The sequence below is a fragment of the Ruegeria sp. AH12 genome, from assembly GCF_056541465.1.
Genome location: NZ_JBQFYL010000021.1, coordinates 1 through 16,830, shown reverse-complemented (window position 1 = coordinate 16,830; position 16,830 = coordinate 1). Strand labels below are relative to the sequence as shown.

Annotated in this window: 17 protein-coding genes, 1 tRNA gene and 1 pseudogene; 9 read left to right on the top strand and 10 right to left on the bottom strand. The window is 54.6% G+C overall.

All coding sequences use genetic code 11. The annotated features are described in order from the left end of the window. Nucleotides 1–7: 7 nt before the first annotated feature. The 9 genes from ACR0EL_RS19980 to rpmH all read right to left on the bottom strand — a co-directional run bounded on the left by ACR0EL_RS19980 (nucleotide 8) and on the right by rpmH (nucleotide 7,095). Complete coding sequence (locus ACR0EL_RS19980; protein ID WP_480501784.1) at nucleotides 8–376, bottom strand: DUF2946 domain-containing protein; 369 nt, start codon at nucleotides 374–376, stop codon at nucleotides 8–10. Beyond that, the gene (gene yihA / locus ACR0EL_RS19975; RefSeq protein WP_480501782.1) at nucleotides 373–1,026 is read right to left on the bottom strand and encodes a ribosome biogenesis GTP-binding protein YihA/YsxC; all 654 of its coding nucleotides are present in this window, start codon (nucleotides 1,024–1,026) and stop codon (nucleotides 373–375) included. The genes ACR0EL_RS19980 and yihA overlap by 4 nt, the downstream gene beginning before the upstream one ends. Then, a complete protein-coding gene (locus tag ACR0EL_RS19970) occupies nucleotides 1,023–1,760 on the bottom strand; it encodes an MOSC domain-containing protein (RefSeq protein ID WP_480501781.1) in 738 nt (245 codons plus the stop codon). The genes yihA and ACR0EL_RS19970 overlap by 4 nt, the downstream gene beginning before the upstream one ends. Continuing rightward, nucleotides 1,757–3,586, bottom strand: coding sequence for a membrane protein insertase YidC (gene yidC / locus ACR0EL_RS19965; RefSeq protein ID WP_480501780.1), 1,830 nt, complete (start codon nucleotides 3,584–3,586; stop codon nucleotides 1,757–1,759). The genes ACR0EL_RS19970 and yidC overlap by 4 nt, the downstream gene beginning before the upstream one ends. 111 nt (nucleotides 3,587–3,697) lie before the next feature. After that, nucleotides 3,698–5,251 (bottom strand): putative bifunctional diguanylate cyclase/phosphodiesterase, encoded by a 1,554-nt coding sequence (locus tag ACR0EL_RS19960; RefSeq protein ID WP_480501779.1) that lies wholly within the window; start codon nucleotides 5,249–5,251, stop codon nucleotides 3,698–3,700. A gap of 64 nt (nucleotides 5,252–5,315) precedes the next feature. Then, the gene (gene ttcA, locus ACR0EL_RS19955; RefSeq protein ID WP_480501777.1) at nucleotides 5,316–6,209 is read right to left on the bottom strand and encodes a tRNA 2-thiocytidine(32) synthetase TtcA; all 894 of its coding nucleotides are present in this window, start codon (nucleotides 6,207–6,209) and stop codon (nucleotides 5,316–5,318) included. Between the two features lie 57 nt (nucleotides 6,210–6,266). Then, nucleotides 6,267–6,512 carry a membrane protein insertion efficiency factor YidD gene (yidD, locus tag ACR0EL_RS19950; protein WP_480501776.1) on the bottom strand — a complete coding sequence of 82 codons (246 nt, stop codon included), beginning with the start codon at nucleotides 6,510–6,512 and terminating at the stop codon, nucleotides 6,267–6,269. After that, nucleotides 6,509–6,934 carry a ribonuclease P protein component gene (rnpA, locus tag ACR0EL_RS19945; protein WP_480501775.1) on the bottom strand — a complete coding sequence of 142 codons (426 nt, stop codon included), beginning with the start codon at nucleotides 6,932–6,934 and terminating at the stop codon, nucleotides 6,509–6,511. The genes yidD and rnpA overlap by 4 nt, the downstream gene beginning before the upstream one ends. Before the next feature lie 26 nt (nucleotides 6,935–6,960). Further along, nucleotides 6,961–7,095, bottom strand: a complete 135-nt coding sequence (gene rpmH, locus ACR0EL_RS19940; protein WP_005980833.1) for a 50S ribosomal protein L34 — start codon at nucleotides 7,093–7,095, stop codon at nucleotides 6,961–6,963. A 295-nt stretch (nucleotides 7,096–7,390) separates the two neighbouring features. Here rpmH and ACR0EL_RS19935 point away from each other — a divergent pair, with 295 nt between their 5' ends. From ACR0EL_RS19935 to ACR0EL_RS19895, 9 genes are all read left to right on the top strand, one after another. Beyond that, entirely contained in the window at nucleotides 7,391–8,122 is a 732-nt protein-coding gene (locus ACR0EL_RS19935; protein ID WP_480501818.1) for a TVP38/TMEM64 family protein, read from the top strand. A 4-nt stretch (nucleotides 8,123–8,126) separates the two neighbouring features. Next, complete coding sequence (locus tag ACR0EL_RS19930; protein ID WP_480501774.1) at nucleotides 8,127–9,545, top strand: dihydrolipoyl dehydrogenase family protein; 1,419 nt, start codon at nucleotides 8,127–8,129, stop codon at nucleotides 9,543–9,545. Between the two features lie 19 nt (nucleotides 9,546–9,564). Further along, nucleotides 9,565–10,947, top strand: coding sequence for an ATP-binding protein (locus tag ACR0EL_RS19925; RefSeq protein WP_480501773.1), 1,383 nt, complete (start codon nucleotides 9,565–9,567; stop codon nucleotides 10,945–10,947). A gap of 64 nt (nucleotides 10,948–11,011) precedes the next feature. Continuing rightward, nucleotides 11,012–11,088, top strand: a tRNA-Arg gene (locus ACR0EL_RS19920). 564 nt (nucleotides 11,089–11,652) lie between these two features. Next, on the top strand, nucleotides 11,653–11,892 hold the full coding sequence (locus tag ACR0EL_RS19915; RefSeq protein ID WP_480501770.1) for a hypothetical protein: 240 nt from the start codon (nucleotides 11,653–11,655) through the stop codon (nucleotides 11,890–11,892). A gap of 739 nt (nucleotides 11,893–12,631) precedes the next feature. Then, entirely contained in the window at nucleotides 12,632–13,927 is a 1,296-nt protein-coding gene (locus ACR0EL_RS19910; protein ID WP_480501769.1) for a hypothetical protein, read from the top strand. A 2-nt stretch (nucleotides 13,928–13,929) separates the two neighbouring features. Continuing rightward, nucleotides 13,930–14,373: a hypothetical protein gene (locus ACR0EL_RS19905; RefSeq protein WP_480501767.1), complete on the top strand. Its 444-nt coding sequence runs from the start codon at nucleotides 13,930–13,932 to the stop codon at nucleotides 14,371–14,373. Nucleotides 14,374–14,568: 195 nt separating this feature from the next. Further along, nucleotides 14,569–15,699, top strand: a complete 1,131-nt coding sequence (locus ACR0EL_RS19900) for a hypothetical protein (RefSeq protein WP_480501765.1) — start codon at nucleotides 14,569–14,571, stop codon at nucleotides 15,697–15,699. 1 nt (nucleotide 15,700) lies between these two features. Then, entirely contained in the window at nucleotides 15,701–16,714 is a 1,014-nt protein-coding gene (locus tag ACR0EL_RS19895; protein ID WP_480501763.1) for a TAXI family TRAP transporter solute-binding subunit, read from the top strand. A gap of 20 nt (nucleotides 16,715–16,734) precedes the next feature. Here ACR0EL_RS19895 and ACR0EL_RS19890 read toward each other — a convergent pair. After that, nucleotides 16,735–16,830: pseudogene (locus ACR0EL_RS19890) on the bottom strand (IS5/IS1182 family transposase); the annotation flags it as partial.

Genomic DNA, 16,830 nt, shown 5'->3' with positions numbered 1-16,830 from the left:
TGCTGTTTCAGGAGACTTGAGGTGGCCCGCGGGCGTCGTAGCGCGCGTAGAAACCAGCGCTGCGATGGGTGAAGTCCGAATGATCCCAGCGAGACTGAATGTGGAAGTCTGCCGGAACGACCATGGTGATGCCGGGAATACTTGCGTCGGCTGTCAGCCCTGCAAAGGGGCACATGACGCGCGTGTCGCCATCGTCGTGAACTGGTTCATCCGTGTCCAGGTCGACCCATTGTTCAACCGTGCCTTCACCGGTGCAGAGCACCAGCAGTATCTTTCCATCATTGCTCTGCGCTGGCATCCAACCCTGCGGGATTGCACCGGTTGTCAGCAGCGCAAGCAGGGCCAGAACGCCTATGGCACGAAGGGTTAGGGTCATTCGAGATGTGCAATTATAGAGCGGAGTGTCGGGATACCGTCACCCTTCTCGGACGAGGTCAGCACAATCTCGGGGTAGGCTGCAGGATGTTTCGACAGGGCCGCGCGGACCTGCTCCAGCACCTTTTCCCGATCTTGTGCTTTGACCTTATCGGCCTTGGTCATCACGCATTGAAAAGTCACCGCGCTGGTGTCCAGCAGCTTCATGATCTCATCGTCGACGGCTTTTACGCCGTGGCGTGAATCGATCAGCACGAAAGCCCGGCGCAGGGTTTGCCGCCCGCTCAGATATTGCTTGAGCAGCCGCTGCCATTTCTCAACCACCTTAACCGGAGCGTTTGCGTAGCCATAGCCGGGAAGGTCGACCAGATACAGCTCGGGGCCTTGGGTGAAAAAGTTGATCTCTTGCGTGCGGCCGGGGGTGTTTGAGGCGCGCGCCAGACCCTTGGTCCCGGTCAGCGCGTTGATCAGGCTGGATTTGCCGACGTTGGACCGCCCGGCAAAACAGACCTCAAGCCTGTCAGGGGCAGGCAGGCCGTTCATGGCCACGACGCCTTTGACGAATTCCGACGGTCCTGCAAACAGCTTGCGCCCGCGCTCCAGCGAAATTTCATCTGGGTCTTCGGTTAGGGGAAAGGGCAGGGCGGTCATAGCACCTGAACCTTGTCATCTAGGCTGATCCTGCCGCCTTTGATCACCTCGGCATAGACGCCGAAATCCTGATGATCCCAGCTGTTTAATGCGCCCAGCGTGTCTGCATCCCGCACACCGGTTTCAGGATTGGCTGTGGTGGCCATGCAACGCACGATCCGCTCGCGCACATGCAGCACGGCCTCGCCAATCTGAACGTCCTTGCCCAGCCACTCGAATTCTTTCCACAAGGGCAGTCCATCGAACCAGATATTGCCGCGCCAGCGCGCGATCGACAAATCCTGCCCCAGCTTCTGCGCAACCGCACGATGTGACGCCATGTTGCACAGGCTGATTGAGGGGTAGTCACTGTCCGTCATGCCGCGACCCGGCACACGAATGATCCGTGCCGAGGCGGCTCGGTCAGCAGGCATCAAAGGCTTCACCCAGTCCAGAAACACCTCCTGTTCATTCTCCGGATCAAAGCGCAGATCGGGCCTGTCGGGATGGCTGAGGGTGATGGTTTCCCCTTCAAGCTCAGCCGATATCGCCATCAGGCTGGGCGCTTTCGACCCACGGCTGAAATTGGCGCAGGGCACCCATTTTGATCCATCAGCCTTTGAGGCTTCATGCGCGACTGCCCAAACGCGATCCCCGGGCATGGTCTGCCCGGGGGTCAATGTCACGTCAGCCAGGCTCTCCCGCCCATGGCTTTTGATAGGATGCCGCCATATGCAGCTTACCGTGCCGCTCATTTGTCATCCGTCTTCGGTGTGCGCTTGAAGCCCGATTTGATATTGCCGAATACATCCGGTGTATATCCTTGGCTGCGCATGATCAGATATTGCTGCGTGAAGGTTATGGTGTTGTTCGCGATCCAGTAGACGACCAGACCACTGGCAAACCCGCCCAGCATGAACATGAAGACCCATGGCATCCAGGCAAAGATCATCGCCTGCGTCGGATCGGTGGGTGCCGGGTTCAATTTCTGCTGCATCCACATCGAAATACCCAGCAGCAAGGGCAGGATGCCAATGAAGACCAGTGCCATCAGGCTTTCGGGCGCAGGTGCGGCCCAAGGCAGCAGACCAAAGAAGTTGAAGATCGAGGTCGGATCAGGCGCGCTGAGGTCTTGGAACGGGCCGAACCATGGGGCCTGCCGCAGCTCGATGGTGACAAAGATCACCTTATAGAGCGAGAAAAAGATCGGGATCTGCATCAGGATCGGCAGGCAGCCCGCAGCCGGGTTCACCTTTTCCTTCTTGTACAGCTCCATCATGCCTTGCTGCATCTTCTGACGGTCGTCGCCTGCGGCTTCTTTCAGGGCCTCCATCTGCGGCTGCAATTCCTTCATCTTCGCCATCGAGACGTAGGATTTGAACGCCAGCGGGAACAGAATGGCTTTGATGATCAGCGTCAGACCGATGATCGACCAACCCATATTGCCGATCAAGGCATGGATATTGTGAAGCAGCCAGAAAATCGGCTTGGTCAGGAACGAGAACCAGCCCCAATCAATGCTCTCAAGGAATTTCTGAACGCCCGCAGTTTGATATTCGCGAATGGTTTCCCACTCTTTCGCTCCTGCAAACAGCTGCGTCGTAGCCTCTTCAGTGGTCCCCGGAGCAACGGTGATCGTGGGCAATACCGTCTCGGTCTGATAGATTTTGCGGCGCGCGTCGTATTTTGCCGCGGCCTTGAAAGTCGCATCTTTTTCTGGGATCAGGGTCGTCATCCAATAGTGGTCTGTGAAACCAACCCAGCCACCGTCTTTGATTTGATACACCTCCGCCTGTGCGCGTTCGTTCGGATCGATGTCGAAATCGCGGACTTTCTTGTAGGCAACTTCGTCTAGAACACCGTCTGCCATGACCATCACGCCTTCATGCAGGATGAAGAAGTTTTTCAAGCCAGGCAGATCGCCATCCTCGCCAATGCCGTGGCGGGCCAGAATGCCATAGGGGGCCATGCTGACCTCGGACGCGGTGGCGTTTTCGACGGATTGGGTCACCGAGAACATGTAGTTGTCATCGACCGAGATCGTGCGGCGAAAGGTTAGCCCGTTACCGTTCTCCCACGCCAGCGTTACGGGGCTGTCCGGGCTCAGGGTTTCACCCTTTTCGAGTACCCACAACGTGTTGGGGCCGGGGACGTCTTCGCTCGAAACGCCCGTGCCCGGCGCCCAGCCATACAGCGCGTAGTAGGCAGAATTTGATCCAACCGGCGACAGCAGTTCGACAATCGGTGCGTCTTCTTCGATCGAGACCTTGTAGTCTTTCAGGAATAGCTCATCGATACGTCCGCCCGACAGTGAAAGGCTGCCTTTTAGGCGGGGCGTATCGATGTCTACGCGCGGGGCCTGTTCTTCGGGTAGCGTGTCTTCGGCCGCGGCGGTTGCTTCACCTACGGTGCCACTTGCAGTTGCGCTGGGCGTCTGAATCTCGGCCTCATCTATTGCCGCGATCTCGGCATCCTCTGCCACTGTGCTGGGCTCCGGCGGGGGGAACAGCACGAACCAGACCAGGATCACCAGAAAGCTGAGCGCGGTTGCGAGGATGAGATTCTTATTCTGATCGTCCATCTGGGACAGCCACCTTGAGCAGTGAAAGACACCCGCAGGGTTCAACAGAGTGCAGACCCAAAGGTCAAGCGGAATCGGCTGTCAATTCGTCACGGATCACCGATATAGGGCCTAAAATCCTCCTTGTGATCCCGTTTGCCGCCCGATCTTCGGAACACCGTTGACCTTGTTGCGATGCGCGGCAATCCAATCCAGTGTCTTTTCAAAGGGCATGGGTTTTCCGATGCCGAAGCCTTGGACGTGATTGCAACCAAGCTGTGCCATCAAGGCGTGTTCCCCCGGGGTTTCCACACCTTCGGCCAGGGTTTCAATCTTCAGGCGTTCCGCCATGGTCAGGATCGCACTTGCAAGCTGCTGCTGGCTTGGGTCCTGATCGGATTTGGCGACAAAGGATCTGTCGATCTTGATCCGGGAGACCTGGAACCGTTTGATCGACGCGATTGAGGCATGTCCGGTGCCAAAATCGTCCAGATCAATACAGCATCCAAGCGCGGCCATGCTGGTGACATTCCGCGTGATTACGTCATCGGGTCTGCGCGAAAAAACGGTTTCCAGAATTTCGACCGCCAGCCTGTCCGGGGTGAGGTCGAATTGATCCATCTCCCATTTCAGGCGGTCGATCAGGCCGGGGTCTCGCAGCTCATCTGAAGAGAAATTGATGCCGATCCGCGGCACGATTACTCCGGCCCGATCCCAGTCACGCATGGCTTTGAACGCATGATGGCGGATGGTCTGTCCGAAACGTTCCATCATCTCGGCCTGTTCCGCAAAGGGCAGAAACACGTGCGGGCCCAATACGCCTTTTTGCGGATGCTCCCATCTTGCCAGCGCTTCAAACCCCGTGACCTTGCCGGTATCGGTAGAGATTTGAGGCTGAAACCATGGGCGGATTTCGCCGCTATTCAGCGCGGCCTCGAACTCTTTTTTCAGATTGGTACGAATGCGGGACCGGCGGCGTGTATCCGACGAATAGGCGCGAATCGTGGATGGGCCATTCTGTTGCGCCTCGATCAAGGCGTTGTTGGCGGCGTCCTTCCACATTTCCGGGGTCCCGTCAAGTTCGCCTGAACTGAGGCAGAACCCTATGGAGCACGAGACATAGATGCCGGTGCCGTTCAGCGGTATCGGATCTTCGATGGCTGACTGAATGCGCCCCGCCATTTGTATAGAGGCCACAAGATCCAGGTGCTGCGCCGGGCGCAGGGCAATCAGAATCCTGTTGCCCTTCAGTCGGGTTATAAAGTCCTGACTGCGAATGACCGACAGAATGCGATTGCAGACCTGCTCCGATATCAGGTTCATCGCCGCCTGACCGTGCAGATCAAGAAGTTGGGTGTAATCGTCGATCGCAATGGCAATACAAGCGGACATTTCCCCGCTTTGTTTTGAACCGTGAAAGACCGCCTCCAACTCGGCATCAAACCGGTCGTTGTTCAAGAGGCCCCCAGCCTGACCTGTTAGAAGCGTCCCATCAGCCTTTGACCCAAACCGGCCGGCTGCCGCGGCGATCAACGGCAGGCCCAAAGCGGCGGCGACAAGCGCACGCTCACCCCCGATCCAGAACGCACCAAGGCTGAGTGCTGGAATGAAGGCGAGGGCAGATGAGGAGTTCAGCAGCAACGCGAGGCTACGCGACAGACGGTCAAAAGAAGGTAGGTTCCGCATCGGTTTCCGGGCCCTGAGAGATGATCACAGGCCCCGACCGTATGAAACCAATCTGAGTCAGCCGTTAACGCAGATGCGGAATTTCACCCAAATCTTCGGGTTTTTTGTCCGGATCCAAAGAAAGCCCTGCAAAATCGAACAGTTTGGGGTCCAGCAGGTGCGACGGTCGGGCATTGGTCAGGGCGCGAAACATGACCTGCCGCCGACCGGGGCTGTTCTTTTCCCATTGATCCAGAATCTGTTTGACCTGTTGGCGTTGCAACCCGTCCTGACTGCCGCACAGATCGCAGGGGATGATCGGGTAGCGCATTGCATTGGCAAATTTCTCGCAATCCGCTTCCGCCACATGGGCCAGTGGGCGAAAGACGAACAAATCACCCTCTTCATTGACCAGCTTGGGCGGCATTGTGGCCAGCCGTCCGCCATGGAAAAGGTTCATGAAGAAGGTTTCGAGTATGTCATCACGGTGATGGCCCAGCACGACGGCTGAACACCCTTCCTCACGAGCGATACGATAAAGGTTGCCGCGACGCAGGCGGGAACACAGCGCGCAATATGTACGGCCTTGCGGGACTTTGTCGACTACGATCGAATAGGTATCCTGATATTCGATCCGGTGGGGTACATCCATGCGTTCCAAAAATTCGGGCAGGACGGTGGCGGGAAAACCGGGTTGCCCCTGATCCAGATTGCAGGCCAGCAGATCGACGGGCAGCAGGCCGCGCCATTTCAACTCATAAAGAACGGCAAGCAGGGTGTAGCTGTCCTTGCCCCCGGACAGGCAGACCAGCCATCGTGGGGGCTTGCCGTCCTTGTCATGGGCAGAAGGGTTCACCATTCCGTAGTGTTCGATGGCCTCACGGGTCTGGCGCACTATGCGCTTGCGCAGCTTCTTGAACTCGGTGGTCGAGGGCGCGCCAGCGAAAAGCGGGTGGATATCATCTGCTTCGTCAAACATGGGCCTGCCCTAAAGAGTTTGAGTCACCCCGGCAAGATAAATGCCAGGTTTTGAGCATCAGGTTTTGTCTTTACACGTCTGGCACTCTGGAACCGGATCGTACCCGTCGCCGCCCCAGGGATGGCACCGTCCGATTCTGCGCGCGGCAAGCCATGCCCCCTTGATGGCCCCGTGCTTTTCCAGCGCTTCCAGCGCATAGGCGGAACAGGTGGGTTGATAGCGACAATTGAAGCCGACCCAGGGGCTAAAGATCAACCGATACGCCCGGACGGGCAGGGCGATGATATGAGCCAGAAAGGTCATTTGCCTGTGCCGTGGATTTTCCGCAGCGCGTATTCCAGATCGTTCAGCAGAGAGTCATAAGGGTATGCCCCGGTGACCTCGGCGCGTCCGATCAATACATAGTCCCATCCGTCTTGACCTAGGGTGGGCAGAATCGCGCGCGCTGCTTCGCGCAAGCGCCGTTTGGCGCGGTTGCGGGCGACAGCGTTACCGACTTTCTTGGAACAGGTGAACCCAACCCGAATACCGGATGCTTCGTCCGGTACGCGCTTGCGGGCCTGCACCATCATCGACGATGCGCCTTGCCTGCGCGCGCGCGCGGCTTTCAGGAAATCAGGCCGGTTCTTAAGTACAGTCAAAGATACTGGCGCGCAAACAGAAGCCGCCGGGGGCTTTTCCCGGGGGTGGTTCTTACCAACCTCAGGGGCCTCCGGCGGCGTCATGTTCAGTACCCGACAGGTCGAGCGGTTTACGCGCTCAGCGACTTGCGGCCACGTGCGCGGCGCGCGTTCAGGATTTTACGGCCGGCCTTGGTGGCCATGCGCGCGCGGAAACCGTGGCGGCGTTTGCGAACCAGGTTCGAAGGCTGATAGGTGCGTTTCATCGCTCCGTCTCCAATCTATAGCGGTGGGTGCGGCGCGGATTCGCCTGGCCCTAGTGTTCGAAGCCCGTCCTCTACTGCTAAGCGGGGGGTAAGTCAAACCCCAAGACGGGGGTTTTGACGCCTTTTGCAACAATTCTGTAGTCGGGTCGTCGAAAAGGTTTCAGATTCCGGGTTTTGCGCCCGAAACCCTCACATTCCCTGCCACATAGTTCAAGGCCGCGTGAGGGACCTGTCGTTTGGCGGTCGGGCAACGCATGTTGGGGTCAGAATGAAACAGATCAAGCCGGACGAGCCTATGAGTGAAACGACCCAGCCCCCGCGCAGCGGCGTTGCGCGCCATATCCCATTGCTGGTGATCCTTGCGGTCGCAGCGCTCGGGTTCTTCACGCTTGGCGATTACCTCAGCTTCGAAACCCTGCGCGATAATCGTGAGGCGCTTCTGGCCTGGCGGGATGCAAATTACTGGGCCATGGCCGGTGCCTTTATCGCAATCTACATCGTGATTGTGGCCTTCTCCTTGCCCGGTGCAGCCGTGGCTTCGATGACCGGCGGCTTCCTGTTTGGCTTGTTCGCGGGAACAGTTTTTAACGTTTTCGCGGCGACGATTGGTGCATCGGCGATTTTCCTGGCCGCCCGTTGGGGTTTGGGTGAATCGCTGACCGCGCGGCTGGAATCCTCGGAAGGCACGGTTAAGAAGCTGAAAGACGGGCTGCGCGAGAACGAGATTTCTGTGCTGTTCCTCTTGCGGCTAGTTCCGGTGGTACCTTTCTTTGTCGCCAATCTGGTGCCCGCACTGGTCGGTGTGAAGTTCCGTAACTTCCTGATCACCACAGCGCTAGGGATTATTCCGGGCGGGATCGTGTATACGTGGATCGGCGTCGGGCTGGGCGGTGTGTTCGATCGGGGTGAAACGCCTGATGTATCCCTGTTGTGGGAACCGTTTGTGATCGGCCCGATCATCGGTCTTTGCGTGCTGGCCGCGTTGCCGATTGTGATCAAAGCCCTGCGCGGGAAAAAGGACACCTGAAAGCATGAAGAAAGTGAAGACGGATATCCTGGTGATCGGAGCCGGATCAGGCGGATTGTCAGTTGCCGCAGGAGCCGCACAGATGGGGGCTGACGGGATCCTGCTGGAAGGCCACAAAATGGGTGGTGACTGCCTGAACTTTGGCTGCGTCCCGTCGAAGGCGCTGATCGCGAGCGGTAAAATGGCTTATGGGCAAGCGCACGCCTCGCCGTTTGGGGTGGCCGATGTTACGCCTCAGGTCGATTATGCTGCAGCGAAAGATCACGTTCATGATGTGATCGCTCAGATCGAGCCGATGGACAGTCAGGAACGGTTCGAGGGCTTTGGTGTGACAGTCATCCGAGAGTTTGGCACCTTCCTGTCGCCAACCGAGGTGCAGGCCGGGGACACCGTGATCACCGCGCGCCGTGTTGTGATTGCGACCGGGTCATCTCCGTTGGTCCCTCCGATCCCCGGTTTGGAAAATGTGCCGTATTATACCAACGAGACCGTTTTCGATCTGCGCGACAAACCGGACCATCTGCTGATCATCGGTGGAGGGCCTATCGGCATGGAAATGGCGCAAGCGCATATCCGGTTGGGCTGCAAAGTTACAGTGATCGAAGGCATGAAGGCGCTGGGCAAGGATGACCCCGAGGCTGCGGCCGTGGTTGTGGACATCTTGAGGGCGGAAGGCGTCGATATCCGCGAGCAAGCCATGGTCGCTCAGATACGTGGTGAGGACGGTAAGATCGAAGTTGTGACCGAGAACGGCGATATCATGTCGGGCACCCATCTGTTGATGGCCGCCGGGCGCAAGGCGAATGTGGATCGTCTGAACCTTGAGGCTGCTGGTATCGACCGCACCCGCACCGGTATCCAGGTTGACGACGCATTGCGTACGACCAACCGCAAGGTTTACGCGATTGGTGACGTCGCAGGTGGGCTGCAATTTACTCATGTCGCAGGGTATCATGCTGGCATCATCATTCGCTCAGCGCTGTTTGGGCTGCCCTCGAAAGCCAAAACGGCGCATATCCCATGGGCAACTTACACCGACCCAGAATTGGCGCAGGTCGGATTGACAGAGGCGCAGGCCCGCGAACAACATGGTGAGGCGATGGAAATCGCCCGGTTTGACTATCACCACAATGACCGCGCTATTTCTGAGCGCAAGACAAAGGGCTTTATCAAGGTGATGGTCGTCAAAGGCCGCCCGGTTGGCGCAACAATCGTGGGACATCAGGCCGGAGAGTTGATCAACTTGTGGTCTCTGGCGCTGGCCAATAACCTCAAGATGGGTCAGATCGCCGCGATGGTTTCGCCCTATCCGACGATCGGAGAGCTTAACAAACGCGTCGCGGGTGCTTATTTCTCGCCGAGGCTGTTTGAGAATCAGACAGTTAAACGAGTGGTCAGGTTCGTCCAGCGCTGGATTCCCTGACCCAAAGAAGGAGCGTCAATTGAACTCGCTGTCGGGCCGTTTCCTGATCTTGACGACGGTCTTCGTGATGCTGGCCGAAATCCTGATCTTTGTCCCGTCAATCGCGCGCTTCCGGGAAGACTTTCTGCTAAACCGGCTGGAGCGCGCGCAGATCGCATCTCTGGCGCTATTGGCCGACGACATGCTGGCCGATGAGCTTGAGGCCGAACTGCTGGAAAACGCGGGCGTCTATAATGTCGTACTCAGACGTGATGAGGTGCGTCAGTTGATGCTGTCCTCACCCATCCCTGAACAGATCACCAATACTTACGATCTGCGGGATGCAGGCCCCTGGATTCTGATCCGTGATGCGATGACCCGGATATTCACCGTAGAAAACGAAGTTATCCGTGTGATCGGAGAACCTGTCAAACGGGCTGGTTTGTTAATCGAAGTGACCATGGAAAGCGCACCTTTGCGGATGGCGATGGTGGACTATGGCCTTCGAATCCTTGGACTGTCATTTGTTATCTCGATCATAACGGCGTCGTTGTTGTTTCTCGCAGTACGTATTGTTCTTGTTCGTCCGATCAAAAGTGTTGTCGGCTATATGCAGCGCTATGCTAGCGCGCCCGAGGATGCGCGTGGCATCATCTCGCCTAGTTCGAAAGTGACTGAACTGCGCGAGGCGGAAGAAGCCTTGCAAATGTTGCAAACGGACCTGACACAGGCGTTGAAACAGCGCGAGCGATTGGCGCAATTGGGTGGTGCCGTGGCCAAGGTCAGCCACGATTTGCGGAATATCCTGACATCGGCGCAGCTTTTTACAGACCGGATTGAGGCGAGCGATGATCCGTTGGTCAAACGCATGGCGCCGAAGCTGGTCAACTCGATCACCCGAGCGGTTTCCCTTTGCGAAAGCACACTGGCCTTTGGCCGTGCAGAAGAACCCGCACCGACTCTGAACATGGTAAAGGTTCGCGACATTGCTGCGGACGTGGCTGCAAGCGAACAATTGGCGGTGGCCGACGCCTGCGTTGAGATTGCGAACGAAGTACCGGACGATCTGGTCGCACGCGCCGACCCAGAGCAATTGTACCGAGTTATCATGAACCTTGTCCGCAATGCGCGGCAGGCGCTGGTTGCCTCTGGAAAACCAGGTCGGATCGTCATCGTGGGGTGCGAGCTGGAGAGCACCTGGTGCATCGAAGTCAGCGATACAGGCCCCGGGCTGCCACCCAAAGCGCGTGAAAACCTGTTCACCCCGTTTGAGGGTGGTGTGCGCAAGGGTGGATCTGGCCTAGGTCTTGCAATTTCGCAGGAACTGGTGCGCGGCCATGGCGGGGATCTGGTGCTGAAAGACACCGGACCCGATGGAACAACCTTTGAAATAAGGTTGCCGCGTGGAGACGAGACTTTTTGAGGATTTTTTACAGAATCGACTTGCACGTCCATCGCCCCGGGTCTAAACAGCGCCTCACCAACGCGGACCGATAGCTCAGCTGGATAGAGTACTTGACTACGAATCAAGGGGTCGGGGGTTCGAATCCTCCTCGGTCCGCCACTTGGTACTTGTGTCAGGCGACACATAGTTCTGCCACCAGCGACAGAACCTTGCCATTTTCGCCTCACGTCCTTCATCCAGCACCTAGACCGATTTCAATGATCCTGACTTCCCTTTTGGGAAATCAGGGCTGATTTGCAGATCAGACGCCGAAGGCGCCTGGGGGCGAGGCAATGCTATTCGACAATAGTGGTGCGGCCCGCAGGCGCAGCCGAGGACACGGTGTTGTCTAATAGGGTTGCCCGAGGGGGAAGGCAGTGTCTTACCCCTGATGGCCAGGGGCATTTGGCTTGTCCAAATCCCGCTGGCCCCAAGGAAAACAGAAGCGGTGGGGCATGCTTTGTCGTCACTATTTTTGAACAAGACGCCTTCATCATGTGAATCTGCGTGAGCGGAAACCGAGCTTAGCCGCAGTAACTTCCTTTTTCAGTGCAGTGGGACAACAGACGTTAAACAAATAGTTGCACCATTCGGGCACTTTGCTTTGGGTCTGGTTCGCCACCGGTTATTGCGCTACCGTCGGTTGTGCGAGATCATCTCCACCATTACTGAGAAGTGATATTTTTGGGTATTGAAGAATTTGTTCCAAAAGCAGGAACTAGTATAGATAATTTGGGTTTCCTTTTTGGAGCAGGGACATCTTTTGAATCAGGCTACCCGCTAGTGTCTGGATTGACTAAAGATGTTGTAGGAGCCTTGTCGACAGACGACAGGGCCGCATTGGATGAAGCTCTGGCGACCAAAGGCTTCATCCAAGCCTGGAGTATTGCAAAACAAGGTAAAGGCCGAGCTCGGGGAAGATGACGGCCGTCATGTGAACAACTTGATTTCTTGGTTGGAAAAAGCAGGCGAGATCACAAGGGAAAAGAAGGGAAAGACATATGCGCTATACATATCAGAGCCGAGCAATTCCTTGAGCCAAACGCAGCCCGCTGAAACTAGAATGTACATACCGGCCCCAAGAAATTCGAAAGCGGACATCTCACCTGACTTAGAGACTTTTACTGACCGCACATTCCGGTTTGTGGCGGTAGATGTCGAAACAGCTAATCGACAACACAGCAGTATATGCCACCGGAGACATGGATGAGGTCGATCAGGTGATAAACTACCTTGCTTTTATACGTCGTATGAAAAAACAGGGCATTTATGAATTGGGGCACTGGAGTGATGACGACCCAGATGGCCGATGATACAACCAGAGATCGCTTCACATAACACCCGTTCAGCGATGTTCTTAAATTGTTACGAAGGCGCCAATCATTCAGAGGTTGCAGAAAACTGCAATTCGAGACGCCGTTCGAAGACGACCGCAGTGCGGACAAACCCGCCGTCTGACCTCCTCTTTTTGATGACCGCTTTGCGCGCTTTTAACTGCAAGAGAAATCAGCAAGGGCGGTGGGCCGATCTTCACTGTAATGCAGAATGGAAGTTTGCAAACGAACGATGGTGAACATCAAGGCAGATATGTTTGGTATGATTGCGCCAGATTTTCTAGAGTTGCAGAATTTGTGTTATAATCCGCCTATTAGCTGATTCGAATTTGTTTGTTGAGGGTTTTGAGTTGAATTGCCTCATTCGATTTATTTCAGTCGCGCTGTGTTTCGTTTTTTCAACGCCAGTTGTCGCTCAGAATTCCAAAGTTGAAGGGCTCGTTTACTTTACTAGGCCCAGCGGTGACCGAGATGTCTACCCTTGGCCAAGCAGTCAAGAAAGAATCAAAAACAGCCTAATCTATAGTCTTAAAAATAGTGGCCGTCCGGCGTTTCTGCGGACTGGGCCAGAAATCGCATTTATCGACGACCCTGACTTTGTGCAGCTTGCTGAGTACACGCTTATCTTTGGCAACAAGAAAGTAAAGACACTACCTGTTACAGTTGTCGTTGAATTTGTTCATGGTCGATATTATGGGGCAAGCGAAGTTGAAATTGATCAACACGGATCTGTCATTGAACAGCTGCATGTCGAATTTAGGGAAACCTTCCGAACCGATGATGCACAAAAAGTCTATATTCAAGAACTCAGCGACCGGGTCATGAAACCCTCTGCTGTCCCCGTCGAGGAGATTGACGACACCTATTTGGCTCTTCGTGGTTATTTGAGCTCAAACACTGAACTGAAGCATTTTTTGCTTCTAGTAGAATTTGTGCGCGAAATAGTCGGGATGCAGAATGAATTGGACCAGCGCTTTGTTTCATGGCCATCGGACTTTGTGGATGGTTTGCGTACGATTGAAGATAACACCGCATTTCTTGAGCTTTCCGATATTGACCAATTTCGGTTGTTGACTGATTTGGCACTTGTCTTGACGACTGCAAGGAACGGCGATTTTGTGATTTCACCAGGAACCCGGATCAGAGATTTGGCAAAGCAGTATTATCTCTCCGCGAGCGAGCTTGCCGTTGCCAGCAACAGCACCATCAAAACGACCGCGGTCGGCCGAAAAATGCAACATGCCTATGAATTTATGTGCAATGAAGATGGGTCAGAGTTCCAGATTGATTGCGCATATATCTTGTTCGATTTGGTCAATTCAGATCGAACCTTCTCGAGTCGTATTATGCGGAACTTCTTTTCTGACTTTGCGTATTACGTGGTCAACTTTTCAAGTCTTCCAAACTTGAAGAGCCTGAGCTCGGATTGGAAGCTAGCTGTATCACAAGAACCCGATCTGCTGGAGCTCTGGACACTCTATCGAGACGCTTGTTTCGATGACAGCGGGACTGCAGTTCCGCTTGTGAAGCGAAGTGCCAATCTAAAACTTCACTGCGATATCGCGCGAGAGATCGTGCAGCTTTCGACGGTTCAAGCACTGTCTAACCAAGCAGCGGGGAACTGATTATGAAGGGAGATATTTGGCTTAGGCGCTGTGTGGTTTTAATCATTGTCTGTGTCTCTTCGATAATTGCACTAGCAACTATAGGAGCTGCAATCCTTCATCCGTACCTCGATGAGCATAGTGAGACCCCATCAATCTTGGAGGATTGGGGCGGTCTCATAATTGGGTTTTATTTTGGGACACTGGTCGGTTTGCTCAAAGACTGGATGTCTGATGCGGCTGGCAACGGTGCTGACAAGAAAGACCTTCCAGGCACAAAGCGGGGGACTTCCGGCAAAGTTGATCAAGGTCCAAGTCACGAGCCAGGTGAAACAGAAACGCAAGCAGACACTGAGGAAGCAAAGGCTTATTCATCCGGTAACGCCGACAAAAATGATGTTACCCCCATAGGAAATCGAAGCGAGTATTCGAAAATGGAGACAGCTGATGAGAAAGGTAAAGAATGACTCAAAGTGCAACTCTGTGCCTATTGAAAGGGCTAAGCCTAAGCCGCCTACTCTAGCAATGATAGCGTCCGCCGCTATCCTTTTTTTTGCTATAGCCACTCTCGGAGCTGCAGATGCTAACTCTCCTCCCCCTCCGCCGTGCCCTACGAGTGTACTAAAGTGCTAGCCTCTCAACACAGAACAGCGGCAAACGTTTTGAGCGCGCTTTTGGTTCTGCTTTCAAGCACGAGTTTCTTGCTTGCAGAGAGTTCTGAAGAAAATCAAACGGTTGAGCGAGTTCTCGCTTCGATCGCTAGTGGATTTGATGCACATTTGAAGACTGAGCTTAGTTTGGCACTGAAAACCGTTGGTAGTGGCGACGCTCTGGCTGAAATCTTGCTAGAGAAAAGCTCCAAGGCAATCTCGAAGGGAGACCTTTCCATAGCGGAAAGAACAGCAGAAGCAACGCTTCTGATTGAGGACATCAATAGAACCAATTATGTCTCGGCTCTTCGGCTCAAGGGGAGTGCAAATCTTCGCAGCGGACAATTTGATCGGGCGATTGCGAATTTCGGGTCAGCCCTTGATTTCGAACCCAATGACATCTTTTCTCTTTGGCAACGGTGTTGGGCAGCGACTTCTGCAGGATACTTCTTGATTGCCGAAATCGACTGTGATCGGGCCAGGCTTGTTTTGCGCAGATCGAAGTCCCGCAAAATACAGTACAAGGATTCTCAACTTGATGAATATGTCGTCGAACTTGCAGCAGGAAACCTCGAAGCCGCGCAGGGTGACCATGCCTCAGCGTTGAGGTCATTTCGCGCTGCACAACGCGTCATGTCGCCCGGGTCCGATGAAAATGATATTTATTTGGCGAACCTGGAACTTCATATCGGTAGCTCTCAACACGCTCTTGGAATGTATCACGAAGCGCTTGATACATTTGATGTAGCACACGCCTTGCATGTACGTCTCGGCATTGAACCAGCAGAAGTTTTCTATCAACGCGGTCTGACCTACATGACGATGGGGCTCCCGGACGAAGCAACGGAGGACCTTTTGCGCGCGTTCAATTCCGATCAGACATCCTCCGCCTACGCGTATGCTGCGTGCATTTCTGGGTTGGATGGCACTATGAGCAGGCAAACCTTAAGGGCCTGCGAAAGGCTGCTCGAAATAGAGCCCGAGGACGCGCAGGTGTATGGTCTCTATGGGAAAGTACTGGTCGAAGCAGGTGATAACACTGGCGCCGTCGAAGTGATTGAGCGAGGGTTGCGGCTAAACCCGACAAACCGCGTTTTGTTGGAGGAAGCTGCATCGGCACGCGCATTGCTGGAGTCGGAATAAGATGCTCTTAGTTTGGATAGTCAGAAGGTCTCGCGCTGGGTTTTCAGTTTTGGGTCGATCCATTCTTTTCTGTCTAGTGCTTGCACTCATGCCCATTTCTAAATCTGTACAAGCGACAGAAAACAGTTATCTAAAGATTAGCGCCGGAGGTATCAGCGGAGCGTATTATCCAATTGCCGATGGTATTTGTGACGTACTGAACAACCGTAGTCACATCCATGGTTTGAGGTGCTCTGTTGAGGCAACAAGCGGTTCGATCGAAAACATCAATAGCATGCGTGAGTTTCCTAGCGTTGTAGCTGGGATTGTACAGAGTGATGCACTTGCCAAAGCACTCAGCGGTACCGGGCCGTTCGAAGAAAGTGGTGCTTACTCTGACCTTCGCAACATAATCGCCCTTCAGCAAGAGACCCTACACGTGATTGCTCTGCCCAGTTCAAAAGTTTCATCAGTTAGAGATTTGCGAGGCAGACGCGTAAACATTGGAAGCAAAGAATCCGGTTCAAGGATCACCGCTGAGACTCTTTTGCGCGCGATAGGTATCACCATTGATGATCTTGCTTTCGCAGGCGAACTTGAGCCTTTTGAGCAAGTAAATGCGTTCTGCAATGGGGAACTAGACGTGATCATCTGGATGGCTGCGATCCCTAATCAGCTTGCAACCGAGTTAACATCAAGGTGCCAAGGGGTACTTTTGAATATCCCTGATGCCATCACACTCAAAATGACATCAGAGAGAACTTCACTTGTACCGCAATCCTTACCGGGCGGTATTTACCCCGGCAACTCACAACAGATAGAAACTGTAGGCGCTTTTGCGTCATTGATGGTAGACAGTTCGATGGCCCCAGAGAAAGTACAAATCATCGCATTGGAGATTTTGAGCAGCCTCGGCAGCTTCAAGAACAAGCACCCGTCATTGAGCTTTCTGCAGCCTGACTCGCTGTTTCAGCATGCCAGCAACGTTTTGCCACATGCGGCGATCACGCAAATCGATCACGGCTTGGGAGATTAGGTTCAGGACTCGTTGTTGTTTCATGGCCAGAATATGACAGTGGCGGCGAGAGCGATGGCGGAGAGGAATACCTTTGGGCACCTGTCATAGCGGGTTGCCACACGCCGCCAATCCTT